At 70.6% G+C, this 24,993-nt stretch carries 22 protein-coding genes, 1 tRNA gene and 1 pseudogene; 14 read left to right on the top strand and 10 right to left on the bottom strand.

The features are described 5' to 3' along the window. Positions 1-144 precede the first annotated feature (144 nt). The 5 genes from acs (at position 145) to IF61_RS0117180 (ending at position 5,613) form a co-directional block, all read left to right on the top strand. A complete protein-coding gene (gene acs, locus IF61_RS0117200) occupies positions 145-2,112 on the top strand; it encodes an acetate--CoA ligase (RefSeq protein WP_030367286.1) in 1,968 nt (655 codons plus the stop codon). 190 nt (positions 2,113-2,302) lie between these two features. Further along, complete coding sequence (gene nhaA, locus IF61_RS0117195) at positions 2,303-3,700, top strand: Na+/H+ antiporter NhaA (protein ID WP_030367285.1); 1,398 nt, start codon at positions 2,303-2,305, stop codon at positions 3,698-3,700. A 66-nt stretch (positions 3,701-3,766) separates the two neighbouring features. Then, positions 3,767-4,234, top strand: a complete 468-nt coding sequence (locus tag IF61_RS0117190; protein ID WP_030367284.1) for a phage holin family protein — start codon at positions 3,767-3,769, stop codon at positions 4,232-4,234. After that, positions 4,231-5,238, top strand: a complete 1,008-nt coding sequence (locus IF61_RS0117185) for an alpha/beta fold hydrolase (RefSeq protein ID WP_030367283.1) — start codon at positions 4,231-4,233, stop codon at positions 5,236-5,238. The genes IF61_RS0117190 and IF61_RS0117185 overlap by 4 nt, the downstream gene beginning before the upstream one ends. A 162-nt stretch (positions 5,239-5,400) precedes the next feature. Next, the gene (locus IF61_RS0117180; RefSeq protein WP_030367282.1) at positions 5,401-5,613 is read left to right on the top strand and encodes a hypothetical protein; all 213 of its coding nucleotides are present in this window, start codon (positions 5,401-5,403) and stop codon (positions 5,611-5,613) included. A 109-nt stretch (positions 5,614-5,722) separates the two neighbouring features. Here IF61_RS0117180 and IF61_RS0117175 read toward each other — a convergent pair whose 3' ends face one another. The 3 genes from IF61_RS0117175 to nth form a co-directional block, all read right to left on the bottom strand. Further along, positions 5,723-6,922, bottom strand: coding sequence for a MarP family serine protease (locus IF61_RS0117175; protein WP_030367281.1), 1,200 nt, complete (start codon positions 6,920-6,922; stop codon positions 5,723-5,725). An 81-nt stretch (positions 6,923-7,003) separates the two neighbouring features. Further along, a complete protein-coding gene (locus tag IF61_RS0117170; RefSeq protein ID WP_030367280.1) occupies positions 7,004-7,687 on the bottom strand; it encodes an NUDIX hydrolase in 684 nt (227 codons plus the stop codon). Continuing rightward, positions 7,684-8,619: an endonuclease III gene (gene nth / locus IF61_RS0117165; RefSeq protein ID WP_397945287.1), complete on the bottom strand. Its 936-nt coding sequence runs from the start codon at positions 8,617-8,619 to the stop codon at positions 7,684-7,686. The genes IF61_RS0117170 and nth overlap by 4 nt, the downstream gene beginning before the upstream one ends. Before the next feature lie 226 nt (positions 8,620-8,845). Here nth and IF61_RS0117160 point away from each other — a divergent pair, with 226 nt between their 5' ends. Further along, entirely contained in the window at positions 8,846-9,520 is a 675-nt protein-coding gene (locus IF61_RS0117160; protein WP_030367278.1) for a Crp/Fnr family transcriptional regulator, read from the top strand. Between the two features lie 224 nt (positions 9,521-9,744). Here the strand turns inward: IF61_RS0117160 and IF61_RS0117155 are convergent, their stop codons facing one another. From IF61_RS0117155 to sp36, 4 genes are all read right to left on the bottom strand, one after another. After that, positions 9,745-10,578 (bottom strand): MBL fold metallo-hydrolase, encoded by an 834-nt coding sequence (locus IF61_RS0117155; RefSeq protein WP_030367277.1) that lies wholly within the window; start codon positions 10,576-10,578, stop codon positions 9,745-9,747. Beyond that, complete coding sequence (locus tag IF61_RS0117150) at positions 10,575-11,462, bottom strand: NUDIX hydrolase (RefSeq protein WP_030367276.1); 888 nt, start codon at positions 11,460-11,462, stop codon at positions 10,575-10,577. The genes IF61_RS0117155 and IF61_RS0117150 overlap by 4 nt, the downstream gene beginning before the upstream one ends. A gap of 169 nt (positions 11,463-11,631) precedes the next feature. After that, positions 11,632-12,096 carry a RidA family protein gene (locus tag IF61_RS0117145; protein ID WP_030367275.1) on the bottom strand — a complete coding sequence of 155 codons (465 nt, stop codon included), beginning with the start codon at positions 12,094-12,096 and terminating at the stop codon, positions 11,632-11,634. Beyond that, complete coding sequence (sp36, locus tag IF61_RS35290) at positions 12,093-12,251, bottom strand: Sp36 family protein (protein WP_086785308.1); 159 nt, start codon at positions 12,249-12,251, stop codon at positions 12,093-12,095. Before sp36 ends, IF61_RS0117145 begins: the two co-directional genes overlap by 4 nt. 92 nt (positions 12,252-12,343) lie before the next feature. On the opposite strand from sp36, the gene bagA reads away from it, so the two are divergent. Beyond that, the gene (gene bagA, locus IF61_RS0117135) at positions 12,344-13,336 is read left to right on the top strand and encodes an ATPase BagA (RefSeq protein ID WP_030367274.1); all 993 of its coding nucleotides are present in this window, start codon (positions 12,344-12,346) and stop codon (positions 13,334-13,336) included. Between the two features lie 38 nt (positions 13,337-13,374). Beyond that, positions 13,375-15,039: an ATPase BagB gene (gene bagB / locus IF61_RS0117130; protein WP_078660282.1), complete on the top strand. Its 1,665-nt coding sequence runs from the start codon at positions 13,375-13,377 to the stop codon at positions 15,037-15,039. Between the two features lie 158 nt (positions 15,040-15,197). Here bagB and IF61_RS0117125 read toward each other — a convergent pair whose 3' ends face one another. After that, entirely contained in the window at positions 15,198-15,533 is a 336-nt protein-coding gene (locus IF61_RS0117125; RefSeq protein ID WP_030367272.1) for a WhiB family transcriptional regulator, read from the bottom strand. A 384-nt stretch (positions 15,534-15,917) separates the two neighbouring features. Between IF61_RS0117125 and IF61_RS0117120 the strand changes: the two genes are divergently transcribed. Continuing rightward, positions 15,918-18,152, top strand: a complete 2,235-nt coding sequence (locus IF61_RS0117120; protein ID WP_043189538.1) for a transglycosylase domain-containing protein — start codon at positions 15,918-15,920, stop codon at positions 18,150-18,152. A gap of 99 nt (positions 18,153-18,251) precedes the next feature. On the opposite strand, the gene IF61_RS0117115 is transcribed toward IF61_RS0117120, so the two are convergent. Further along, on the bottom strand, positions 18,252-18,716 hold the full coding sequence (locus tag IF61_RS0117115) for a GatB/YqeY domain-containing protein (protein WP_030367270.1): 465 nt from the start codon (positions 18,714-18,716) through the stop codon (positions 18,252-18,254). 213 nt (positions 18,717-18,929) lie between these two features. On the opposite strand from IF61_RS0117115, the gene IF61_RS0117110 reads away from it, so the two are divergent. The 5 genes from IF61_RS0117110 (at position 18,930) to IF61_RS0117090 (ending at position 23,883) form a co-directional block, all read left to right on the top strand. Then, a complete protein-coding gene (locus IF61_RS0117110) occupies positions 18,930-19,856 on the top strand; it encodes a metallophosphoesterase (RefSeq protein ID WP_030367269.1) in 927 nt (308 codons plus the stop codon). A gap of 50 nt (positions 19,857-19,906) precedes the next feature. Further along, positions 19,907-20,665, top strand: coding sequence for a Pr6Pr family membrane protein (locus tag IF61_RS32400; RefSeq protein WP_052392766.1), 759 nt, complete (start codon positions 19,907-19,909; stop codon positions 20,663-20,665). 46 nt (positions 20,666-20,711) lie between these two features. After that, positions 20,712-20,785, top strand: a tRNA-Pro gene (locus IF61_RS0117100). Between the two features lie 451 nt (positions 20,786-21,236). Further along, positions 21,237-22,484, top strand: coding sequence for a ricin-type beta-trefoil lectin domain protein (locus IF61_RS0117095; RefSeq protein WP_245684532.1), 1,248 nt, complete (start codon positions 21,237-21,239; stop codon positions 22,482-22,484). 400 nt (positions 22,485-22,884) lie between these two features. Further along, positions 22,885-23,883: a hypothetical protein gene (locus tag IF61_RS0117090; RefSeq protein ID WP_030367267.1), complete on the top strand. Its 999-nt coding sequence runs from the start codon at positions 22,885-22,887 to the stop codon at positions 23,881-23,883. 126 nt (positions 23,884-24,009) lie between these two features. On the opposite strand, the pseudogene IF61_RS0117085 reads toward IF61_RS0117090, so the two are convergent. Further along, positions 24,010-24,948 (bottom strand): annotated as a pseudogene (locus tag IF61_RS0117085) (hydroxyacid dehydrogenase); the annotation flags it as partial. Positions 24,949-24,993: the final 45 nt, after the last annotated feature.

Here is a 24,993-nt window from a genome sequence, read left to right as displayed (position 1 = left end):
CCCTCTTCTACAGGTCTAAACCATTTTTTATCAACAGCCCTTGTCAGGGTGTGCCCCGGGCTGGTGAGCTATGCCCCGGGACACTATGGGCACCCACGGGCACAGCACGGTCACCCAACGGGCACCCTGAGAAAGGGAGATGTCGTGAGCAACGAGAGCCTGGCCAACCTTCTGAAGGAGGAGCGCCGCTTCGCACCGCCTGCCGCCCTGGCCGCGAGCGCCAACGTCACCGCGGAGGCGTACGAGCAGGCGAAGGCTGACCGGCTGGGCTTCTGGGCCGCGCAGGCCCGCCGCCTGAGCTGGGAGACCGAGCCCACCAAGGTCCTCGACTGGTCGAACCCGCCGTTCGCCAAGTGGTTCGCCGACGGCCGGCTCAACGTCGCGTACAACTGCGTCGACCGCCACGTGGAGAACGGCCTGGGCGACCGCGTCGCCCTGCACTTCGAGGGCGAGCCCGGCGACACCCGCACCATCACCTACGCCGAGCTGCAGCGCGAGGTCTCCAAGGCGGCCCACGCCCTGACCGAGCTGGGCGTGCAGGCGGGCGACCGCGTCGCCATCTACCTGCCGATGATCCCCGAGGCCGTCGTCGCGATGCTCGCCTGCGCCCGGATCGGCGCACCGCACTCGCTGGTCTTCGGCGGCTTCTCCGCCGACGCCCTCGCCACGCGCATCAACGACGCCGACGCCCGCGTCGTCATCACCGCCGACGGCGGCTACCGCCGCGGCAAGCCCTCCGCCCTGAAGCCCGCCGTGGACGAGGCCCTCACCCGCCCCGGCACCGAGAACGTCCGCAGCGTCCTCGTCGTCCGGCGCACCGGCCAGGAGGGCATCGGCTGGACCGAGGGCCGTGACGTGTGGTGGCACGAGCTCGTCGAGCGCCAGCCCGAGGAGCACACGCCGCAGGCGTTCGACGCCGAGCACCCGCTCTTCATCCTCTACACCTCGGGCACCACGGGGAAGCCGAAGGGCATCCTGCACACCACGGGCGGTTATCTCACCCAGGTGTCGTACACCCACCACGCCGTCTTCGACCTCAAGCCCGAGTCGGACGTGTTCTGGTGCACGGCCGACGTCGGCTGGGTGACCGGCCACTCGTACATCGTCTACGGACCCTTGAGCAACGGCGCGACCGAAGTGCTCTACGAGGGCACGCCCGACAGCCCCCACCAGGGCCGCTGGTGGGAGATCGTGCAGAAGTACGGCGTCACGGTCCTCTACACCGCGCCGACCGCGATCCGCGCCGCCATGAAGTGGGGCGACGACATCCCGGCCAAGTTCGACCTGAGCAGCCTGCGCGTCCTCGGCTCGGTCGGCGAGCCCATCAACCCCGAGGCCTGGGTCTGGTACCGCAAGCACATCGGCGGCGACCGCACCCCGGTGGTCGACACCTGGTGGCAGACCGAGACGGGCGGCATCATGATCAGCCCGCTGCCCGGGGTCACCGAGACCAAGCCCGGCTCGGCCCAGGTCCCGCTCCCCGGCATCGCGGCCACGGTCGTGGACGACGAGGCCCGCGAGGTGCCCGACGGCTCCGGCGGCTATCTCGTCCTCACCGAGCCGTGGCCGTCGATGCTCCGCACCATCTGGGGCGACGACCAGCGCTACCTCGACACCTACTGGTCCCGCTTCGAGGGCAAGTACTTCGCGGGCGACGGCGCCAAGAAGGACGACGACGGCGACATCTGGCTGCTCGGCCGGGTGGACGACGTCATGCTCGTCTCCGGCCACAACATCTCCACCACCGAGGTCGAGTCCGCGCTGGTCTCGCACCCGAAGGTCGCCGAGGCGGCGGTCGTCGGCGCGACCGACCCGCAGACCACCCAGGCGATCTGCGCCTTCGTCATCCTGCGCGGCGGCGCCGACGCGGAGGAGGAGGGCCTGGTCGAGGAGTTGCGGGCGCACGTCGCCAAGCAGCTCGGCCCGATCGCCAAGCCCAAGCGGATCCTCCCCGTGGCCGAGCTGCCCAAGACCCGATCCGGCAAGATCATGCGCCGCCTCCTGCGCGACGTCGCCGAGCACCGCACCCTCGGCGACGTCACGACCCTGACCGACTCCTCGGTCATGGACCTCATCCAGTCCCAGCTCCCCGCGGCCTCCAGCGAGGACTGACCGCAGGGTCCACGATCCCCAGGAAGGGCGCCCGGCTGCTGCCGGGCGCCCTTCCGCTCGTTCCGCATCACTCGTTCCGGTTAAGGTGAGTGGTGGTCGCGTAAAAATCGCGACAAGAATCAGGGGCGCGCCGGGAAGTCTGGTCGGCACACAGCACACGTGTATCCGTCGACCCTGGAGGTCCCCCGCCGTGGCCGCGCCCAAGAACCGCCGTTCCGTATTCCTCGGCCGGCTACCGCTGCCCGAGCGGAACTTCCTCGCCGACGCCCTGCGTACCGAGACCGTCGGCGGCGTGCTCCTGCTCGTTGCCGCCGTCGCCGCGCTGATCTGGGCGAACACCCCCTTGCGCGACAGCTACGAGGCCGTGCGCGACTTCCACGTCGGTCCGGGCTCGCTGGGGCTGAACCTCTCCGTGCAGCACTGGGCGGCCGACGGTCTGCTCGCCGTCTTCTTCTTCGTCGCGGGCATCGAGCTCAAGCGTGAGCTGGTCGCCGGCGAGCTGCGCGACCCCAAGGCTGCGCTGCTGCCCGTCATCGCCGCGATCTGCGGCATGGCCGTGCCCGCGCTCGTCTACTTCACCGTCGTGACGAGCGGCAACGGCTCGACGGCCGGCTGGGCGGTGCCCACCGCCACCGACATCGCCTTCGCCCTGGCCGTCCTGGCTGTCATCGGCACGGCGCTGCCGTCGGCGCTGCGCGCGTTCCTGCTCACCCTGGCCGTCGTCGACGACCTGTTCGCGATCCTGATCATCGCGGTCTTCTTCACCCAGAACCTGAACTTCGCCGCCCTGGGCTTCGCCGTGCTGGGCCTGGCCGTCTTCTGGCTCCTGCTCCGCAAGGGCGTCCGCGGCTGGTACGTCTACGTGCCGCTGGCCGTCGTCAACTGGGCGTTGATGTACAACAGCGGCGTCCACGCGACCATCGCGGGCGTGGCCATGGGCCTGATGCTCCGCTGCCACCGCCACGAGGGCGAGCGGCACTCCCCCGGGGAACACATCGAGCATCTGGTGCGCCCCCTCTCGGCGGGGCTGGCGGTGCCGCTCTTCGCCCTGTTCTCGGCGGGTGTGGTGGTCTCCGGCGGCGCGCTGTCGGACGTCTTCACCAAGCCCGAGACGCTGGGCGTCGTCCTGGGTCTGGTCGTCGGCAAGACGATCGGCGTGTTCGGCGGGACCTGGCTCGCCGCCCGGTTCACCCGGGCCGAGCTCAACCCGGACCTGAAGTGGCCCGACGTGCTCGCCGTCGCCTCGCTCGCGGGCATCGGCTTCACGGTGTCCCTGCTCATCGGGGAGCTGGCCTTCGGCGCCGACCTGCTGCTGGCGGACGAGGTCAAGGCGGCCGTGCTCGTCGGTTCGCTGATCGCCGCGGTCTGCGCGAGCGTGCTGCTCAAACTGCGCGACAACAAGTACAAGAAGCTGTGTGCGGACGAGGACCGCGACGAGGACGCCGACGGCATCCCCGACATCTACGAGCAGGGCAACCCGGACTACCACCTGCGGATGGCGGCGATCCTCGAAGCGAAGGCCGCCGAGCACCGCAGGCTGGCCGAACTGGTCGCCGGGGACACCACCCGGGACGATGGTCCGGCATGATCTGAGAGGCTTTACATCCGCCGAAAGCCCGCGGATGACGTGGCGACGAAGATGAGGGAGCAGCCGATGAGCGCAGCCGACGACGGTGCGAACGGTGCGAACCGCACTCTCGGCCAGCTGGTGGCTACGGCCACCACCGAGCTGTCCGCGCTGGTGCACGACGAGATCGCACTGGCCAAGGCCGAGCTGCGGCAGGACGTCAAGCGCGTCGGCATCGGCGGCGGCGCGATCGCCGCGGCCGGCACGCTCGCGCTCTTCTCGCTGCCCGTGCTGAGCTTCGCGGCCGCGTACGGCATCCACAACCTCGGTCTCGGGCTCGCCTGGTCGTTCCTGATCGTCGGCGGTGCGTTCCTGCTGATCGCGGCGCTGCTCGGGCTGCTGGCGGTGGCCAAGTTCAAGAAGGTCAGCAAGCCCGAGAAGAGCATCGCGTCGGCGAAGCAGACGGCCGCCGTGCTGGGCACCGTCAAGCCGCACCCCCGTCCGCTGACCGACACGAGCCCCGCGGGCGCATCTGTGACACGCTCGACCGTATGACGGTGCCCGATACCTCCGCAGCGACTTCGTCACCTGATCCCCTCGTTCCGGCCGCCGCGCCGGGACCGGCCCCGACGGGCGTTCCGGGCGGCTCCGCCGCGTCGGTCGTCCGGCCCGAGGGGCCCTGGGTCCACCGGGACGTCGCGGCGAACGGCGCGCGGTTCCACATCGCCGAGATGGGCGACGGGCCGCTGGTCCTGCTGCTGCACGGCTTCCCGCAGTTCTGGTGGACGTGGCGGCACCAGCTGCCGGCGCTCGCCGAGGCGGGGTTCCGGGCGGTGGCCATGGATCTGCGCGGGGTGGGCGGCAGCGACCGCACGCCGCGGGGCTACGACCCGGCCAACCTCGCCCTCGACATCACCGGCGTGATCCGTTCCCTGGGCGAGCCGGACGCCGCCCTGGTCGGCCACGACCTCGGCGGCTACCTGGCGTGGACGGCGGCCGTGATGCGGCCCAAGCTGGTGCGCAGGCTCGCGGTCTCCTCCATGCCTCACCCGCGCCGCTGGCGTTCGGCGATGCTCGCCGACCCCCGGCAGACCTCGGCGAGCAGCCACATCTGGGGCTTCCAGCGGCCGTGGATCCCCGAGCGCCGTCTGGTCGCTGACGACGCTGCGCTGGCCGGGCGGCTGGTGCGCGAGTGGTCGGGGCCGCGGCAGCCGGACGACGAGGCCGTGGAGACGTACCGCCGGGCGATGTCGATCCCGTCGACGGCGCATTGCTCGATCGAGCCGTACCGCTGGATGGTGCGGTCGATGGCGCGGCCGGACGGCATCCAGTTCAACCGGCGCATGAAGCGGCCCGTACGGGTGCCCACGCTGCACCTGCACGGATCCCTCGATCCGGTGATGCGCACGCGCAGCGCCGCGGGCTCCGGCGAGTACGTGGAGGCTCCGTACCGCTGGCGGCTCTTCGACGGGCTCGGGCACTTTCCTCATGAAGAGGATCCGGTGGCGTTCTCGACCGAGCTGATCAACTGGCTCAAGGATCCGGAACCGGACCGCTAGGACCTGGCCGAAAGCCTTCGGGCCGGGCAGGCGGCGGATGGGCCACGCTCCGTAAAGCGAAGGGGAACGTCCGTTCTTCGAACGGCCAATTGCCCGGCGCATAGGCCGATTGAGCGACCCCCGGGCGATTACCGACCTTTCGGTCCGGGCACAGAGCACGGTATGGGCTGGACGCACGACTACCGTGACGTGACTCAGGAGCGGGGCGCCGAGGGCGACGCCGCGCTGATCGTGAGCGAGATGCCGGAGAGGGCCGTGAGGGGTGAGCACCGGCCATCCGCCGGTCACGATCCGCGCATCGGCATTCCGCGCATCATCCGGCGCCGCGCCCGCTGGGTGTCGGCGCGGCTGCGCCATCACCCGCGCGGCCGCTGACCTGCCGGGCCGCTGACCCGCCCGGCCCGCTCTCCGGCCGCCGCTCCGTGCAGCGGCCTGACGAGCCCCCGGGCCCCGGGCACGGCCCTGGAAGGGCCTGCGGAAGGGCTCAGAGGGCGCAGCCCTGGGTGTTGACCCGCTCGGTCGCCCTGCGGCCGCTGACGGCGTCACCGCGCACCTCGTCGGCGGTCAGGGCGTAGCCGGTCTCGGCGTCGTCGAGGGACTTGGCGAAGACCACTCCGTAGACCCGGCCGTCCGGCGTGAGCAGGGGCCCTCCGGAGTTGCCCTGGCGGACGATCGTGTAGAGCGAGTAGACGTCGCGGCGGACGTTGCCGCGGCGGTAGATGTCCGGGCCGTTCGCCTGGACGCGGCTGCGGACGCGCGCGGCGCGCACGTCGTAGGAGCCGTTCTCCGGGAAGCCGGCCACGATGGCGCCCTTGCCGCTCTCCGCGTCGGCTTCGGTGAACCGCAGCTCGGGCGCCTCCAGGTCCGGCACCTCCAGCACGGCGATGTCGCGCTTCCAGTCGTAGAGGACGACCTTCGCCTCGTACTGCCTGCCCTGCCCGCCGACCTGCACGGTCGGCTCGTCGACGCCACCGACGACGTGGGCGTTGGTCATCACCCGCTGCGGAGCGAAGACGAAGCCGGTGCCCTCCAGGACCTTGCCGCAGCTGGGTGCGGTGCCGACGACCTTGACGATGCTGCGCTGGGCCTCGGTGGCGACGGGGCTGCCCGCGAGCGCGGGGTCGGGGGCGGGCACGTTAGTGATCGGCTCGGTGGAGAAGGGCGCGAAGACCTGCGGGAAGCCGTTCTGCGCGAGGACCGTGCTGAAGTCGGCGAACCAGGTGTTGGCCTGCGGGGGCACCACCCGGGCGACGCCGAGCAGCACCTTGGAGTTGCGGACCTCCTTGCCGAGCGTCGGCAGGGACGTGCCGGCGAGGGCGGAGCCGATCAGCCAGGCCACCAGCAGCATCGCCAGGACGTTGACGAGCGCACCGCCGGTGGCGTCCAGGGCTCGGGCGGGGGACCAGGTGATGTGCCGGCGGAGCTTGTTGCCCAGGTGGGTGGTGGCGGCCTGGCCCACGGAGGCGCACACGATGACGATGACGACGGCCGCTATGGCGGCGGCCATGCCGGGGTTGGCGTCTCCGGTGGCGCTGTCCCAGATGACGGGCAGGAGGTACACCGCTACGAGGCCGCCGCCGATGAATCCGATCACCGACAGCACGCCGACCACGAAGCCCTGGCGGTAGCCGACGACGGCGAACCACACGGCGGCGATCAGCAGCACGATGTCCAGCACGTTCACCGGGTATGCCTCGCAATGATGTCGTCTGCGGTGTCGCCGGCCCGGGGCGCGGCGGGGGCCGGGATCACCGTCTCATGCCCGTCAGGCCCGCTGGTCCAGAGGTACCCGGCGATCGCGGTCCCAGGGGCGCTCCCAGCCCGCGTAGTGCAGGATCCGGTCGATCACACCGGCGGTGAACCCCCACACGAGGGCGTCCTCGACCTTGAAGGCGGGGCCGGTGTGGCCGCTCGGATGTATCGCGGTCGCCCGGTTCTCCGGGTCGGTCAGGTCGGCTACGGGGACGGTGAAGACGCGAGCGGTCTCGCCCTCGTCGACCGGCTCCACGGGGGTGGGCTCGCGCCACCAGCCGAGCACGGGCGTGACGACGAACTTGCTCACGGGGATGTACAGCTGCGGCAGGACGCCGAAGATCTGGACGCCCGCGGGGTCCAGGCCGGTCTCCTCCTCCGCCTCGCGCAGCGCCGCACGCACGAGCCCGCCGGAGGCGGGGTCGCCGTCCTCCGGGTCGAGGGCGCCGCCGGGGAAGGACGGCTGCCCGGCGTGGGAGCGCAGCGTCCCCGCACGCTCAAGCAGGAGCAGCTCCGGGCCCTTGGGGCCGTCGCCGAAGAGGACGAGCACGGCGGACTGCCGGCCACCGGTCTCCGGCGGCAGGAAGCGGCTGAGCTGATGGGGCTCGATCGTCTCCGAGGCACGCGCCACCGGCTCCAGCCACTCGGGCAGGCCCTCGGCGGTGACCGCGGCCCCTCGGCCGTACGTGCTCGTCATGCGTCGCCTCCCAGCGGCGGGGCCGGCAGGCCCGGGTAGTCGGGCGGGGGCTTGAGCCGCTGGCCGGGCTTGCCGCCCTTCTCGTACTTGAGGAGCTTCTTGGCCTTCTCGGGATCGGTCTCCCCCTCCCCGTACGAGGGGCAGAGCGGGGCGATCGGGCAGGCGCCGCATGCGGGCTTGCGGGAGTGGCAGATGCGGCGGCCGTGGAAGATCACGCGATGGGAGAGCATGGTCCACTCGCTCTTGGGAAAGAGCGCGCAGATCTCCGCCTCGACCTTCTCGGGGTCGGTGGCCTCGGTCCACTTCCAGCGCCGCACGAGCCGCCCGAAGTGGGTGTCCACAGTGATCCCCGGCCGGCCGAAGGCATTGCCGAGGACGACGTGGGCGGTCTTGCGGCCGACGCCGGGGAGGGAGACGAGGTCCTCTATGCGGCCCGGCACCTCACCGCCGAAGCGGTCGCGGATCGCGGTGGACAGGCCGATGAGCGACTTGGCCTTGGCGCGGAAGAAGCCCGTCGGCCGGATGAGCTGCTCCAGCGCCTCGGGGTCGGCCGCCGCCATGTCCTCGGGCGTGGGGTAGGCGGCGAAGAGGGCGGGAGTGGTCTGGTTGACGCGCAGGTCCGTCGTCTGGGCGGAGAGGACCGTGGCGACCAGGAGCTCGAAGGGATTCTCGAAGTCGAGCTCGGGGTGTGCGTAGGGATAGACCTCGGCGAGCTCGCGGTTGATGCGGCGGGCACGGCGGACGAGGGCGGTGCGGGACTCCGGCCCGGCACCCGCCGCGGCCTTCGGCGTCCGCGCGGCCTTCACGGCCTTCGCATCCTTCGCGTCCTTTGCGGAAGATTCTGCTCCGCTTTTCTTTTTGGCCTTGTTTGCGGCTTTCGCCGCCCCCGCGGGCACGCGTTCGCCCACAGCGGAATTACGAGGCGGAGTCACCCTTCCGGCCCCCTTGCCCTGTGCTCTCACCGGCGTATTGGACACCCGGCCAGACTAAGGCCCACCACTGACATCCGGCCCTCGCGCAGAAAAACCACAGCCCAATCGGACCCCTGCCGTAGGGCTTCGGGCGACGATGCGCGACACTTGTGTTTGATCACACAGTTTTACCGACGGGCATCATGGGGACCACGGTCCTCTGTGCATGTCGACAAGGAGAGAACTCGTGGACGACGTTCTGCGGCGCGCCCCGCTTTTCGCGGCGCTCGATGACGAGCAGGCCGCTGAGCTGCGCGCCTCCATGGGCGAGGCCACCCTCGCGAGGGGCGACGCCCTGTTCCACGAAGGGGACCCCGGCGACCGCCTCTACGTGGTGACCGAGGGCAAGGTGAAGCTCCACCGCACCTCCCCCGACGGCCGCGAGAACATGCTGGCCGTGCTGGGCCCCGGTGAGCTCATCGGGGAGCTGTCGCTCTTCGACCCCGGGCCGCGCACCGCCACCGCCACCGCCCTCACCGAGGTCAAGCTGCTCGGCCTCGGCCACGGCGACCTGCAGCCCTGGCTCAACGCCCGCCCCGAGGTGGCCACCGCCCTGCTGCGCGCCGTCGCCCGCCGGCTGCGCCGCACCAACGACTCGATGTCGGACCTCGTCTTCTCGGACGTGCCCGGCCGTGTCGCCAAGGCCCTGCTCGACCTGTCGCGCCGCTTCGGCGTGCAGTCCGAGGAAGGCATCCACGTGGTGCACGACCTCACCCAGGAGGAGCTGGCCCAGCTGGTCGGCGCCTCCCGCGAGACGGTCAACAAGGCCCTCGCCGACTTCGCCGGCCGCGGCTGGCTGCGCCTGGAGGCCCGTGCGGTGATCCTCCTCGACGTGGAGCGGCTCGCGAAGCGCTCCCGCTGACGCGAGCCGTGCGGGGCGTGCACACCGCACGCCCCGGGCGCACGGCGCGACGGGAGCGCCCTCCGGCGCGCCCACAAGCTCGGAAGGCCCCTGCCGCGGACGGCAGGGGCCTTCGGCATGCGTGCGCACTCCGCACGCACAGGCAGCTCACGAGGGCACGGCCATTCCACTGGACCAGTCCGTGCTCCCCCACGTTCACCGGACCAGCCCGGGCTCCCCCGCGTTCACTGGATCAGCCCGTGCTCCCCCAGGTACTCCAGCTGCGCCCGTACGGACAGCTCCGCCGCCGGCCACAGGGAATGGTCGACGTCCGCGTAGACGTGGGCGACCACCTCCGACGGCGTGCTGTAGCCGCTCTCCACGGCGGTCTCCACCTGGGCGAGCCGCTTCGCCCGGTGCACGAGGTAGAACTCGACGGCGCCGCACGCGTCATCGAGGACCGGGCCGTGGCCCGGCAGCACCGTCCCCACGCCCTCGTCCACGGTCAGCGCGCGCAGGCGGCGCAGCGAGTCGAGGTAGTCGCCGAGCCGACCCTCGGGATGGGCGACGACCGTCGTGCCGCGGCCCAGCACCGTGTCGCCGGTGAACACCGCCCCGTCGGCGGGCAGGTGGAAGCAGAGCGAGTCGGCGGTGTGGCCGGGCGTGGAGAGCACGTGCAGCTCCAGCCCGCCGGTGGTGACCACGTCACCGATGCCGAGGCCCTCGCCGCCCAGGCGCAGCGCCGGGTCGAGGGCCCGTACGTGCGTGCCCGTCAGCTCGGCGAAGCGGGCGGCACCGCCGGAGTGGTCGGGGTGGCCGTGCGTGAGCAGAGTGAGGGCGATGCGCTTTCCAGCCGCCTCGGCGGTCGAGACGACGGCCTGCAGGTGGGTCTCGTCCAGCGGTCCGGGGTCGATGACGACGGCAAGGTCGGAGTCCGGTTCGGCGACGATCCAGGTGTTGGTGCCGTCGAGCGTCATCGGGGACGGGTTGGGCGCGAGGACGCAGGTCGCGCGGGCGGTCGCGGGGCCGCCGAGGGCCCCTGCGCGGGGCCGGCCGGGGAGTTCGGTCGCGGATGTCATGAGTCGGCCTCCGAAGGTCCCGAGGGTTTCATGGCGACGTGCCGGGTGAATTCGTCGTGTCCGGGCCAGCTCAGCACGATCTCCCCGCCTTCGAGCCGCGCTCGGGCCAGGACGGGGGTGAGATCCCTGTCACGGGCGGCGGCCAGGGCGTCGGTGGCGCTGCCGTACGGGCGCAACTGGCGCAGCGTGGAGATGGTGGGCGGCATCATCAGCAGCTCGCCGCGGTCGAAGCCGTCGGCCGCCTCGGCGGGGCTGATCCACACGGTCCGGTCCGCTTCCGTGGAGGCGTTGCGGGTGCGCTGTCCCTCGGGAAGGGCGGCGACGAAGAACCAGGTGTCGTAGCGGCGCGGTTCGAACTCGGGCGTGATCCAGCGCGCCCAGCCGCCCAGGAGGTCGCTGCGCAGGAGCAGGCCGCGCTGCACGAGGAAGTCGGCGAACGCCAGCTCGCGGCTGACGAGGGCGGCCCGCTCGGCCTCCCACTCGGGCCCCGTGGTGTCCGCGACGACCGTGCCGGGGGTGGGGCCCGCGAGCAGCACCCCCGCCTCCTCGAAGGTCTCCCGGACGGCGGCGCACACGATGGCCTGGGCGGAGGCAGCGTCGACGCCCAGGCGCCGGGCCCAGTCGGCGGGGGCGGGGCCGGCCCAGGGCACGTCCCGCTCGTCGCGCGGGTCGACGGAGCCGCCCGGATACGCGTACGCGCCTCCGGCGAAGGCCATGGAGGCGCGTCTGCGCAGCATGTGGACGGCGGGGCCGTCGGCTCCGTCGCGCAGCAGCAGGACGGTCGCGGCGCGGCGGGGGCGTACGGGGTCGAGCTCGCCCCGTGTGAGCGCTCTGATCCGGTCCGGCCACTCCGGCGGATACCACTGGCCGTTCGAAGTCGACATGGCCGGATGCTATGCGCTCACGGGCGGATGTTCGAGGGGACGAGGACCGGGGGCGCCGCCGCCGGCAGCCCTGTCCGGGCGGGGCTCAGCCCCTGCCCGGCTCCGCCCCGGCCCCGGCCCGGGCCCGGAGCGGACTCAGGCCCGGAGCGGACTCAGGCCTGGAGCGTGCTCAGGCCTGGACCTCGACCACGAACTCGACCTCGACCGGCGCGTCCAGCGGCAGCACCGCGACGCCCACGGCCGAACGGGCGTGCACGCCCTTCTCGCCGAGCACCTCGCCGAGCAGCTCGCTGGCGCCGTTGAGGACACCGGGCTGGCCGGTGAAGTCGGGGGCGGAGGCGACGAAGCCGACGACCTTGACCACGCGGACGATGCGGCCCAGGTCACCGATGACCGACTTGACCGCCGCCAGGGCGTTCAGCGCGCAGACCGCCGCGAGCTCCTTGGCCTGCTCGGGGCTGACCTCGGCGCCGACCTTGCCCGTCACCGGGATGGAGCCCTTGACCATGGGCAGCTGGCCGGCGGTGTAGACGTACGCACCGGAGCGCACGGCCGGCTGGTAGGCGGCGATCGGCGGCACGACGTCGGGCAGGGTCAGCCCGAGCTCGGCGAGCCGGCTCTCGACGGCGCTCACGGCTTCGGCCGCTTGAGGTAGGCCACCAGCTGCTCGGGGTTGTTCGGCCCCGGCACGACCTGGACGAGCTCCCAGCCGTCCTCGCCCCAGGTGTCCAGAATCTGCTTGGTCGCGTGCACGAGCAGCGGCACGGTGGCGTATTCCCATTTGGTCATGGGCCGACTGTAATGCCTCCCACCGACAACGAATGACCTCATGTCGCCACCTGGCGCCACAAGGGCGTTGCCGACGAATTAGGCTCCGATTCATGAGCAGGCTCCATGTCGTCAGCGGCAAGGGCGGAACCGGCAAGACCACGGTCGCCGCGGCACTCGCGCTTGCCCTCGCCGCCGAGGGCAAGCGCACTCTCCTGGTGGAGGTGGAAGGCCGTCAGGGCATAGCCCAGCTGTTCGAGACGGAGGCGCTGCCGTACGAGGAGCGCAAGATCGCGGTTGCGCCGGGCGGGGGCGAGGTGTTCGCCCTGGCCATCGACGCCGAGCGGGCGCTCCTCGACTACCTGCACATGTTCTACAAGCTCGGCGGCGCGGGGCGGGCTCTGCGGAAGATCGGCGCCATCGATTTTGCGACAACCATCGCGCCCGGGCTGCGCGACGTCCTGCTGACCGGCAAGGCCTGCGAGGCGGTGCGCCGCAAGGACCGCACGGGCCGCTTCGCCTACGACCACGTGATCATGGACGCCCCGCCCACCGGCCGCATCACCCGCTTCCTCAACGTGAACGACGAGGTGGCCGGGCTCGCCCGGATCGGCCCGATCCACAACCAGGCGCAGGCCGTCATGCGGGTGCTCAAGTCACCGGAGACGGCAGTGCACTTCGTGACGCTGCTGGAGGAGATGCCCGTCCAGGAGACGCGCGACGGCGTTGCGGAGCTCCGCGCGGCGGGCCTGCCGGTGGGCGGTGTCGTCATCAACATGGTGCGGCCGGAGATATTGGACGCAGCGGCCGTGGAGGCCGCCGCGAACGGCCGGCGGACCGCCGTCGCGCAGGCCCTGTCGCACGCCCTGGAGCGCACCGGGTTCGGCGGCGCGCGCAACCCCGGCCTCGCCGAGCAGCTCGTCGACCCGCTGCTGACCGAGGCCCGCGAGCACATCGAGCGGCTCGCCCTGGAGGAGCGCGGCCGCGCCGGCATAGCGGAGCTCGGCCTGCCCACGTACGAACTGGAACTGCTCGGCGACGGCGTTGACCTGGCGGGGCTCTACCGCATGGCGCGCGAACTGCGGAAGCAAGGAGTGGCGCGTTGACAGCAGAGCCGACAGTGACAGCAGAGTCGGCAGCAGGAGTGCCGGCCCAGCGGAAGGGGCTCGACACCGCTTCCCCGGCCTCCCGGACTTCCCCGGCTTCCCCGGCTTCCCAGCGGACGGGCCTCGACAGCACCTCCCGACGGAAGGGCCTCGACACCGCTTCCGTCCTCGCCATCGACCCCGTGCTGGACAACCCCCGCACCCGCATCGTGGTGTGCTGCGGCTCCGGCGGTGTCGGCAAGACGACGACCGCGGCGGCCCTCGGCGTACGGGCCGCGGAGCGCGGCCGGAAGGTCGTCGTCCTGACGATCGACCCGGCGCGCAGGCTGGCGCAGTCGATGGGCATCGAGGAGCTCGACAACGTGCCCCGCCGAGTGCCCGGAATCGACTCGTCCGCCGGTGGCGAGCTGCACGCCATGATGCTCGACATGAAGCGGACCTTCGACGAGATCGTGGAGGCGCACTCCGACAAGGAGCGCGCCCGGGCGATCCTGGAAAACCCCTTCTACCAGTCCCTGTCGGCCGGCTTCGCCGGCACGCAGGAGTACATGGCCATGGAGAAGCTCGGTCAGCTCCGCTCCCGCGACGAGTGGGACCTGATCGTCGTGGACACCCCGCCGAGCCGCTCCGCGCTCGACTTCCTGGACGCCCCCGGGCGGCTGGGGTCGTTCCTGGACGGGAAACTGATCAAGCTGCTGGTCGCGCCGGCGAAGCTCGGCGGGCGGGCCGGGATGAAGTTCCTGGGCGTCGGCATGTCCGTGATGAGCGGGCCGCTGAACAAGCTGATGGGGGCCCAGCTCCTTCGCGACGTCCAGACGTTCGTGGCCGCCATGGACACCATGTTCGGCGGTTTCCGCACCCGCGCGGATGCCACGTACCGGCTGCTGCAGGCCCCCGGGACGGCCTTCCTCGTCGTCGCGGCGCCCGAGCGTGACGCACTGCGGGAGGCGGCGTACTTCGTGGAGCGGCTGGCCGCGGAGCGCATGCCGCTGGCGGGGCTCGTGCTCAACCGGGTGCACGGAAGCGCGGCCGGTCAGCTGACGGCGGAGCGGGCGCTGGCCGCGGCGGAGGCGCTCTCCGAGGGGCTCACGGATGAGCTGGCGGACTCGCCGACGGACGCGCCCGCGGACGCGCCGACGGGCGCTCCGGAGCCGACTCCGGCAGGAACATCGGAAAATCTTGCCGCCGGCGGCATTGTGGATCGTGACGGCGGGCAAGCTGGGTCACGTACCGCCCGCGTCGCAGGCACCGACGCTCCCACAGCCCCGCCTTCTCCGTCCTCTCCGTCCTCTCCCGAGAGCGGCCTCCCCCAGCCGGCATCTTCGGGAGAATCGAGCGACGCTACGGAGGGTGGCGCTTCGGAAGCCGACGTCTCCAAGTCGGAAACCGACGTCTCCGGGTCGGAAACCGGCGCGTCCAAGACAGCAGCAGGCCTGCTGCGGCTGCACGCCGAGCGCATGCAGGTGCTCGACCGCGAGCGCCGCACGCGTGACCGCTTCACCTCTCTGCACCCGGAGGTAGCGGTGGCGGAAGTGGCCGCCCTGCCCGGCGATGTGCACGACCTGGCGGGGCTGCGGGAGATCGGCGAGCGCCTCGCCGCCCAGCCCGCCGCCCCGGCTCCCAGGGCTGCCTCGGCTGCTACGCCCGCTCCGTCGGCGGACGAGCCGCACGCCGAGCGGACTGAGGCCGAGCGGACTGAGTGAGCCTGCACGGCGTCATCCAGGCCGTCATCCCGTAGGCGCGATCCAGCACGCCGTGATCCCGTACGCCTGACCCGGCACGCCGTGATCCTGTACGCCCGTCAGGGCATCGGCGTCGGTACCGACATCGGCACCGGCGTCCGTATCGGCACCCGTACCGGCTACCCGACCGCCGCGTACTCGCCGTACTCTTCGTCGCCCAGCGCCAGGATCCCCGCCCCGCGCTCGTATTCCGTACGGGCGGTCTCCAGGAGCCTGCGCCACGAGGTGACCGTCGGCCGGCGCCGCAGCAGCGCCCTGCGCTCGCGCTCGGTCATCCCGCCCCACACGCCGAACTCGACGCGGTTGTCCAGCGCATCCGCCAGACACTCCGTGCGCACCGGGCACCCGGTGCATACCGCCTTGGCCCTGTTCTGTGCAGCGCCCTGAACGAATAGTTCATCCGGATCGGTAGTGCGGCAGGCTGCCTGCGCACTCCAGTCGGTTACCCAGCCCATGCTGGCGCCGTCCTCTCCCGAATCGGGGCTCCCCCACGGCGGCAGCGGCATATTCACCGTTGCCAGTTGAGGACGTTACGGAAGGCAGGCAGGGGGCAACACCCCCTTCGGGCCCAATCTTGGATGGCCCGAACGGACTATGCGTACGCGGCAGATCACCCAACGGAGTGAGCGAACGACATTACCGACCAGTCCGCCATATCGGGGCAGGTCACCCCGGTCGCAAGACCCAGGGAGTGACACGGACGGCAATTCGGACACATCTCATCACCCACAAGAGTGAAGGCAGAGATGATGCCGAATCACACCGCAGTGACTGGCGTGAAACAGCGTAGGCGAACACACGGGCGTCTGTCCGCCGAATGAGAACGTAGGCTTCCCTCCATGGGTAAGAAGCGCTCGGGCGAGGGGTCCAACAGGACCCGGATGGCCGCCAAGTTCCTAGGTGTCAGCGTGCTCTCCGGAGCGGTTCTGGCGGGCCTGGCCCTGCCTGCCGTCGGGGCCTTCGGACTGGTGGCCAAGGAGTCCGTCGAGGGGTTCGACGAGATCCCGGCCAGTATGAAGACACCACCGCTCAGCCAGCGCACCACAATCCTGGACGCCGAGGGCGGCGAAATAGCCAAGGTCTACTCGCGGGACCGTACGGTCGTACCACTGAACGAGATCTCCCCGTACATGCGGAAGGCGATCGTCGCCATCGAGGACGCGCGCTTCTACGAGCACGGCGCGATCGACCTCAAGGGCGTGCTCCGCGCGGTCAACAAGAACGCCCAGTCCGGTGGCGTCTCCGAGGGCGCCTCCACCCTCACCCAGCAGTACATCAAGAACATCTTCGTCGAGGAGGCCGGCGACGACCCCGACAAGGTCGCCGTCGCCACGCAGCAGACCCTCGGCCGCAAGGTCAAGGAGCTGAAGTACGCCATTCAGGTGGAGAAGGAGCTCGGCAAGGACCGGATCCTCAACAACTACCTGAACATCACCTTCTTCGGGCAGCAGTCCTACGGCGTGGAGGCCGCCTCCCAGCGCTACTTCAGCAAGCGCGCGAAGGACCTCACCCTGGCCGAGTCGGCGATGCTGGCCGGCATCGTCCAGTCGCCGAGCCGCTACGACCCCGTCAACGCCCCGAACGAGGCCGTCAAGCGCCGCAACACCGTGCTGCAGCGCATGGCCGAGCTCAAGGCCGTCACCCCGGAGGAGGCCGCGGCCGCCAAGGCCGAGCCCGTCAAGCTGAAGGTCACCCGCCCCAAGAGCGGCTGCATCACCGCCGTCAGCGGCGCGGGCTTCTTCTGCGACTACGTCCGCGAGGTCTTCCTCAAGGACCCGGTCTTCGGCAAGACCAAGGAGGCGCGGGCCAAGCGCTGGAACGAGGGCGGCATGACGATCCGCACCACCCTCGACCCGCAGACGCAGAAGTCGGTCCAGAAGTCGATCACCGACCACGTCTACCAGTCCGACTCCGTGGCCACCGCGATCTCGATCGTCCAGCCCGGTACCGGCAAGGTGCTCGGCATGGGCCAGTCGCGCCCGTACGGCTTCGGCGACCACCAGACGCAGATCAACCTCTCGGCCGACAAGAACCGGGGCGGGTCGAACTACGGCTTCCAGACCGGTTCCACCTTCAAGCCGATCCTTGCGGCGGCCGCCCTGGAAGAGGGCATCTCGCCCAACAAGTCGTACGCGTCGCCCTACCAGATGCCCTACCCGGAGGCCGTGGACACGTGCACCGGCACGTGGAAGAACTCCGGCGGCGAGACGGTCAGCAACGAGAACCGGAGCGAGGTCGGCCCGTACGGGATGCGGGAGGCGACCGCCAAGTCGGTCAACACGTACTTCATCCAGATGATCGGCGACATCGGCACCTGCCCGGTGACGAAGATGGCGGAGAAGCTCGGCCTGAAGCCGGCCTCCGGCGCCGACATGGACCAGGTCCCGTCGATCGCGCTCGGCACGCAGGGCATGTCCCCGCTGACCATGGCCTCCGCGTACGCCGCCTTCGCCAACGGCGGTACGTACTGCACGCCGGTCCTGATCACCTCGGCCACCGGCCCGAACGGCAAGAGCCTGCCCGTGCCGAAGACGAAGTGCTCGCGGGCCATGTCCGAGCAGACCGCCGACACCGTGAACACGCTCCTCAAGGGCGTCGTCGAGGACGGTACGGGCAAGGAGGCCGGTCTGTCCGGGCGCGACAGCGCGGGCAAGACCGGTACGACGGACGGCCGTAAGGCCGCCTGGTTCGTCGGCTACACGCCCAACATGGCCGGTGCGGTCTGGGTCGGCGGCCCGGGCAAGGACGTCGAGATGGAGAACATCACCATCGGCGGCCAGTACCACGACAAGGTCTACGGCGGCGACACCCCCGGCCCGATCTGGCGCGACGCGATGGCCGGCGCCCTGGAGGGCAAGGAGGCCCCGAGCTTCGACACGGTGGCGGTCGGTGGTGGCGGCAGCGAGCGCGGTGACACCGACAAGGGCGGCACGGCCGGCAACGGGCGCGGCAGGAACAAGCCGGGCAACAGCAGCAACAAGCCGGGCGGTGGCAGCGGCAAGACCGGTGGCAATGGCGGCAACGGCGGCGGGCGTCACAACCAGCCGGGGCCGGGCCAGGACGGCGGCCGCTGACCGGCAGCTAAGAGCAGGCGCGTGAACGCATGAGAAGGGGCGCTCGGACCGAAACGGTCCGGGCGCCCCTTCGCGTATGTCTGTATGCCTGGCTGTGGATCAGCCGGCGAGGAGGCGCTTGACCTCCGCGGCGACGCGGCTGCCGTCGGCGCGGCCGGCCACCTTGGGGTTCACGATCTTCATGACGGCACCCATGGCCTTCGGCCCCTCGGCACCGCCGGCCTTGGCCTCGGCCACCGCCTCGCTGACGATCGCGGCGATCTCCTCGTCCGACAGCTGCTTCGGCAGGTATTCGGCGAGGACCTCGCCCTCCGCGCGCTCCCGCTCGGCCGAGTCGGCACGGCCGCCCTTGTCGAACGCGTCCGCGGCCTCACGGCGCTTCTTCGCCTCGCGGGTGATCACCTTCAGCACCTCGTCGTCGGAGAGCTCACGGGCGACCTTGCCCGCGGTCTCCTCGTAGGCGATGGCGGAGAGGGTGAGCCGGAGGGTGGAGGAGCGCAGCTCGTCACGTGCCCTGATGGCGGTGGTGAGGTCGTCGTGCAGCTTGGACTTGAGCGTGGTCATGCCGCAATCTTCGCATTGGGCGACGCCCGCCGCGCTGCATTAACTCAGCGGGGCGGGCGGTATCGACTCGGCGGGGACAGGCGGACCGGCCCGGTCAGGCCGGGATGGCCGGGGACGGCCGGGGACGGTGGCCAGGTATGGGCAACTCGTGAACACCCCGGATATCCACAGCCCGTGAAGGGCAAGTCCCCATGGTCTGCGACCATGTACCCCATGCGCGCTCGATACGGAGTACCCCTGGGAATCGCGGCAGCAGGCGCGGCCGGCCTCGCCTACGCCGCCGGCTTCGAGGTCCGGTCCTTCCGGCTGCGGCGGGTGACCGTGCCCGTGCTGCCGGCCGGGATGCGGCCGCTGCGGGTGCTCCAGGTCTCCGACATCCACATGGTCTGCGGACAGCGCAAGAAGCAGCGCTGGCTGCAGTCGCTCGCGGGCCTGCGCCCGGACTTCGTGATCAACACGGGGGACAACCTCTCCGACACGGAGGGCGTGCCCGAGACGCTCGACGCGCTGGGCCCGCTGATGGAGTTCCCGGGCGCCTACGTCTTCGGCTCGAACGACTACTACGGGCCCAAGCCGCGCAACCCCGCCCGCTATCTGCTGGAGCGGGTCAGCGGCCGGCACGGCCTCAACGGCAACGCCCCGGTGGTCGGCGTGCCCCGCAACCCCTGGGAGGAGCTGCGCGACGGCTTCGACGCTGCGGGCTGGGTCAACCTGACCAACACCCGCGGCGACCTCAAGGTCGCGGGCTACGACATCGCCCTCACCGGCCTCGATGACCCGCACATCAAGCGCGACCGGTACGCGGAGGTCACCGGCGGTCCCCGCGAGGACGCGGACTTCTCCATGGCGGTCGTCCACGCCCCGTACCTCCGGGTCCTCGACGCCTTCACCGCCGACCGCTACCCGCTGATCCTCGCCGGGCACACGCACGGCGGCCAGCTGTGCATCCCCTTCTACGGGGCGCTGGTCACCAACTGCGACATCGACCCCGAGCGGGTCAAGGGCCTGTCCACCCACAAGGCCGGCGGCCACCGCTCCTACCTGCACGTCTCCGCAGGCTGCGGCACGAACCGCTACACCCCCGTCCGCTTTGCGTGCCCCCCGGAGGCCACGCTCCTCACCCTCGTCCCCCGCGACTGAGCCGCGGCGGGGCCGGGGAGGTTTCCGGAGCTCGCCCGTACGGTGGAGGGATGATCGACCCGACCCCCTCCACCACCCGGCGCGGCACGACCGACGCGGCGGGCGTTCCCGCCGCCGCGGTCGTCCCGGCCGGCCGCCGCCCCTTCGCGGCGGCCTTCCGCGCGCTCGTGGCCCTGGCCGCGCTCACCGGCATCGTCCTGGACACGATCGAATCGGACGACCTGGGCAGACTCTTCAGCTACTTCACGATCCAGTCCAACATCCTGGTGGCGATCACCTTCGCCTGGGCCGCCCAGCGCGCGTGGACGGCGCGCCCCGCCCTCTCCCCGCGGATCGCGGGCGCCGCGCTGCTCTACATCTCGATCACGGGCCTGGTCTTCCATTTCGTGCTCTCGAACGACTCCAGCGGGTTCGCCATGACCAGCGAGCGCACGCCCCTGGAATCGATCGCCAACCAGCTCCTCCACACCGTGACCCCGCTCACGGCCGCCCTCGACTGGCTCATCCTCACGGCCCCCGGCGGCTTCCTCCTGCGCCACGCCGGGCAGTGGCTGGTCTACCCCCTCCTCTACCTCCCGTTCGCCCTGGTCCGAGGCGCCCTCCTCGACCCCGGCACCGACGGCCGCTACCCGTACCCCTTCCTGGACGTCGACCTCCAGGGCTACGACGGCATCGCCACCAACGCCGTCACCTTCGGCCTGGCCTTCTACGCCCTGGCCCTCACCCTGCTCCTCCTCGACCGCGTACGCCCCCACCTGCACGGCTCCCGAAACCGGATTTCGCCTACGGGCTCCAGTCCGCTAAAGTAGAGCTCGTTGCGCCGGGGACCTGCGAAATCAGGGACTCGGAGAACATCGGGGTGTAGCGCAGCTTGGCAGCGCGCTTCGTTCGGGACGAAGAGGTCGTGGGTTCAAATCCCGCCACCCCGACAGCTGAAATAGCAGGTCAGAGGCCTGATCCACGAAAGTGGATCAGGCCTCTTCTGTTGTGCGCGACTAACCGCGTGGCTACGGCCCGAGTGCGGCCTCGGGCCGCTTCTCGGTCTTCCCGCTCTCCCGAGGAGCAGGCCGAGCGCCGCACCGCGATGTGCGGCGGAACCGCCGGCTTCGTTTCCGGGTCCCCTTCAAGGTCGACGTGGTCCCAGCAGAGGGGCCGATCTCTTCGGCATGGCCGCCTGTGAGCGACGACACAACGATGTGCGCGTAGAGCGGGGAGTCCGCCGCGGAGATCATCGCGGTTGCCGGACGGCCTAGGATCGCAGCGCCCCCGGGCGGGTGGAACGGTCACCGTCCGGGGCGACCAGTGAAGCAACGGGGAAAGGCCGATCAGAACATGCGACTTACCGGCAAGCGCCGAATAGCCGTCGCCGCTGCGGGTGCCGTGGCGGCAATCGCTGCGACCGTGCAGTTCTCGCCCGGCGCCTTCGGCACTGAGAGCTCCGAGAGCACTGCCCCGGAGACCGCCGCGGCACCGGCGAACGAGCCGTCCGGACAGGCTGATTCCGGCGTCTCTACGACCGACGGGACCGTCTTCGACAACGGTGTGATGTCGCTGGGCACGGCGCCCGCGCACACCAGGGCGGCGGTGGCCGCGGCTCCGCAGGGCGAGGGGTGGAAGCTGGCCAACGGCATGGCCAAGTCCCTGCCGACCGGCTACACGATCAAGTTCTACGACCAGCAGTCCGTGGACTGGCTGGGCCGCTACGTGAAGGCGTCCGCAGCCGACCTGAAGCGCATCACCAACCTGCCCATCTCCGTCGACACCACGCCCGTGGGCTGGAACTACTCCCGGCCCAAGGGCGAGATCGTCATCGGCGTGCTCAAGCGCCCGTGCGTGCCGCCGGCGGACAACGGCCAGACCGGCTGGAAGATCGTCCGCGACGGCTCGGGCACCCCCAACCTGAGCTGCGGTCTCATCTCCTCGTCGGTCCCGGGCACCGTGACCAGCGGGCACGCCTACATCGACAGCGAGTTCTTCACCAAGGACGGCAAGCCCGCTCCGTCCTGGGGCGAGACGTTCATGCGCAACCACATCAGCCACGAGCTCGGCCACACCATGGGCCTGACGCACGCGGACCGCAGCGCGACGCGCGGCGACTGCGCCACGGGCACGGACTCCGGCGAGAAGCCCGTGATGTGCACCGCGAACCACGGCTACCAGGACGGTCGCGTGGGCACCTACATCCAGCAGTTCGACGCGCAAGGCCTGCGCTACCTCGCCGCCGGCGCCGGCGTGGCCGTCCCGCCCCAGGGCAAGGTGACCGGCCTCGGCGGCAAGTGCCTCGACATCAAGGGCGGGAAGGCGGTCAACGGCACGCAGATCCAGCTCTACACCTGCAACGGATCGGTGGCGCAGTCCTGGATCCTGGGCAAGGACGGTACGTTCCGCGCGCTGGGCAAGTGCCTGGACAACGCGCGCAACGCGAGCACCGACGGCAACAAGATCGAGCTCTTCGACTGCAACGGCGGTGCCTCGCAGCGCTGGTCGGTCAACGCGAAGGGGCAGATCGTGCACGTCGCGTCCGGCAAGGTCCTCGACGTGACCGGCGGCAGCACCGCCAACGGCACCAAGGTCCAGCTGCACGCCGCCAACACCTACAAGCGCCAGCTCTGGACCGCCCCGAAGTAATAGCCGTCGGCTTAAGAGACGGCCCACGGCCGTCGTCAGGACCTGCACACCGTGGCACTTGCTCCGGTAAGCGCCCTCTCAGCGCCTACCGGGGCCGGCCACTCTCAGTCCTGTGCACTGCAGGCGAATCGTGTCCACCCAGCCTGAGTTCGGGACGCCCGGCCGATGACGGTGTCTCGTCGGCAGCCCAATCCCTGTTCCAGCGAACCAGGCAACCTGCTTGTGGCGCGCGATGCGTACGTCCTAAGCTGAGAGCAGGTAAGGAGCCCGGGACAGTACCTGGGCCACCACCGGTCCCTTCGAGGCACGGAGCGTCGGAACGCGCCCTCGCCACCGCCTCTCTCCATGTCCTTCCGTGGCCACCGAGCCATCATCGACCCGGTGGCCGAGAGGCTTCCTCATGACTATTTACTCCCAGCACGCGAACCGCGGGAAAACGCAGATCCTGGCGACCTACCAGGGACCGGGCGGAGTTGTGTCGTCGACTGTGACGAGCCTGAGCGCCCCCGGCCTGGCAGAACCGATCACCGACTCGCTCAACCGGATCTCCGCTCTCGCGACCATCCCCCTGAGCATCCATGATGTCCGAGACCACAGCGTGGCCAGCTATCCGACGAAACACCTCGCAGCGTTGACCGACCGGGCTTCACGTGCCGATCTTCTGAGTGGCGCGCACAGCCTGTGGTACGAGTACGCCTGTCTGGAACTCCACCAGGCATTGGTCGATTTGGACGCCGCTCTGGCTGCGGTGCCCGAGCCGATCGCGATCGCGATCAACGCGGAACTGGAACTAGAAGCACGCGAGTTGCGCGAGGCACTCGCCGAGTACTCGGAGGGAGTGCCTCTACCTGAGGCTGAGAGTCGGCGGTACTGGGACTTCGGCCAGCCATTCGTGACGTATGACGGCGGAATGTACATGCTCAGCCGTGAGGCGCGTGAGCACTTGGATCGTCTCGAAGAGGGGATCACCCCAGAGGAGCGCGAGAAGGCCGTCGCGGACCTACGAGTAATGGTCACCGCCTACTCTCGGTACTCCGGCGTCCAGGCTGGACTGGAACAGACCTACCTCGAGATCTTCGCTGAGCCGGACGGTTCAGACGGTTATTACCTGTCAGTCCACGTGCCGGAGCCCGGCGACAGCGGCAACAATTCTTGGGACATCGAGATCGGCCTCTGGGAACCCGATGAGCCCGATGTGACCTACGAGGAGTGCAGCAGCGCGACAGGTAACACGGTGCTCCGCTGCGTACTCCCCACGACGCCAAGCGCTGATGAGATCGCCGATCTGCTGAATCAGCTCGAAGAACAGCCGGATCTCCTCGCTGAGTGGGCCGAGACGCGTGTCGGAGCGGCGCTCGCGGGGACGAAATTTGTTGTCACCGAGGGCTGCGACGACTGAGCCTCGAGCCTCCTGACGACGACTGTCCCAGAGGCCAGCGGGGGCAACGTCGGGCCCGGCCCCAGCGGAGCCGGGCCCTCGTGTCGTCGAGCGTTAGCTGAGGGCCCCCGCGAAGGGGCGCGGGGTGTTTACCGCGTCCGGGACCGGGGCGCCCTTCAGGGCCAGGGATACCGATCTCGCCACCTGGGTGCCCGCCTTCTCCTGGGCCTCTCGGGTCGAGGCGCCCAGGTGCGGGGTGACCACCACGTTGTCCAGGGTGAGGAGGGGGGAGCCCGCGGGCGGTTCGTTCTCGAAGACGTCCAGGGCCGCGCCCGCTATGCCGCCGGTGCGCAGGGCGTCGGTCAGGGCGGACTCGTCGATGATGCCGCCGCGGGCGACGTTGACGAAGTACGCGGTGGGCTTGGCCTTACGGAGTTCCCGGTGGCCGATGAGGCCGGTCGTCTCCGGGGTCCGGGGGAGGTGGACCGTCACGAAGTCGGCGCGGGTGAGGAGGTCGTCGAGACCGGTCAGCTCGATGCCGAGTTCCGTGGCGCGATCCCCCACCACGTACGGGTCGTACGCGATGACCTTCATGCCGAAGGCCGTCAGTCGCTCGGCCACCAGCACGCCGATGCGGCCCAGGCCCACGATGCCGAGCACCTTGCCCGAGAGTTCCACGCCCGTGAAGCGGCTGCGTTCCCAGGAGCCCTGTTTCAGGGCGTGGCCGGCCTGCGGGACGTTGCGGGCCGCTGCCAGCAGCAGTGCGCAGGTCATCTCCGCGGCGCTGACGATGTTGGCCGTGGGGGTGTTGGCCACGAGGACGCCCGCGCGGGTGGCCGCGTCCACGTCGACGTTGTCGAGACCGACGCCCGCCCTGCCGATGACCTTGAGGCGGGGTGCGGCCTCTATGACCTCCGCGTCGGCGCGGGTGCCGCTGCGGACGAGCAGGGCGTCGGCGTCCCGGACTGCTGCCAGCAGCGCGGCCCGGTCCGTACCGTCGACATGGCGGATCTCAACGCCTTCGCCCAGGGCGTCGACCGCCGCAGGCGAGAGCGGGTCCGCTATCACGACTATCGGGGGATTCATTCCAATTCTTCCGTTCTTTCGTTCTGCCGTTCTTTCGTTCTTCGT

It is taken from the genome of Streptomyces roseoverticillatus (assembly GCF_000719265.1).
GTDB lineage: Bacteria > Actinomycetota > Actinomycetes > Streptomycetales > Streptomycetaceae > Streptomyces > Streptomyces roseoverticillatus.
Note: the sequence above shows the minus strand (reverse complement) of the source record. Positions and strands in the feature narration are given on the sequence as shown.

What these genes read in the sequence shown, in the direction of transcription:
- IF61_RS0117190 (WP_030367284.1), top strand. Translation starts at nt 3,767, where the DNA reads ATGAGCGCAGCCGACGACGGTGCGAACGGTGCGAACCGCACTCTCGGC.
- IF61_RS0117185 (WP_030367283.1), top strand. Translation starts at nt 4,231, where the DNA reads ATGACGGTGCCCGATACCTCCGCAGCGACTTCGTCACCTGATCCCCTC.
- IF61_RS0117180 (WP_030367282.1), top strand. Translation starts at nt 5,401, where the DNA reads ATGGGCTGGACGCACGACTACCGTGACGTGACTCAGGAGCGGGGCGCC.
- IF61_RS0117170 (WP_030367280.1), bottom strand. Translation starts at nt 7,687, where the DNA reads ATGACGAGCACGTACGGCCGAGGGGCCGCGGTCACCGCCGAGGGCCTG.
- IF61_RS0117155 (WP_030367277.1), bottom strand. Translation starts at nt 10,578, where the DNA reads ATGACATCCGCGACCGAACTCCCCGGCCGGCCCCGCGCAGGGGCCCTC.
- IF61_RS0117150 (WP_030367276.1), bottom strand. Translation starts at nt 11,462, where the DNA reads ATGTCGACTTCGAACGGCCAGTGGTATCCGCCGGAGTGGCCGGACCGG.
- sp36 (WP_086785308.1), bottom strand. Translation starts at nt 12,251, where the DNA reads ATGACCAAATGGGAATACGCCACCGTGCCGCTGCTCGTGCACGCGACC.
- bagA (WP_030367274.1), top strand. Translation starts at nt 12,344, where the DNA reads ATGAGCAGGCTCCATGTCGTCAGCGGCAAGGGCGGAACCGGCAAGACC.
- IF61_RS0117125 (WP_030367272.1), bottom strand. Translation starts at nt 15,533, where the DNA reads ATGGGCTGGGTAACCGACTGGAGTGCGCAGGCAGCCTGCCGCACTACC.
- IF61_RS0117120 (WP_043189538.1), top strand. Translation starts at nt 15,918, where the DNA reads ATGGGTAAGAAGCGCTCGGGCGAGGGGTCCAACAGGACCCGGATGGCC.
- IF61_RS0117115 (WP_030367270.1), bottom strand. Translation starts at nt 18,716, where the DNA reads ATGACCACGCTCAAGTCCAAGCTGCACGACGACCTCACCACCGCCATC.
- IF61_RS0117110 (WP_030367269.1), top strand. Translation starts at nt 18,930, where the DNA reads ATGCGCGCTCGATACGGAGTACCCCTGGGAATCGCGGCAGCAGGCGCG.
- IF61_RS32400 (WP_052392766.1), top strand. Translation starts at nt 19,907, where the DNA reads ATGATCGACCCGACCCCCTCCACCACCCGGCGCGGCACGACCGACGCG.
- IF61_RS0117090 (WP_030367267.1), top strand. Translation starts at nt 22,885, where the DNA reads ATGACTATTTACTCCCAGCACGCGAACCGCGGGAAAACGCAGATCCTG.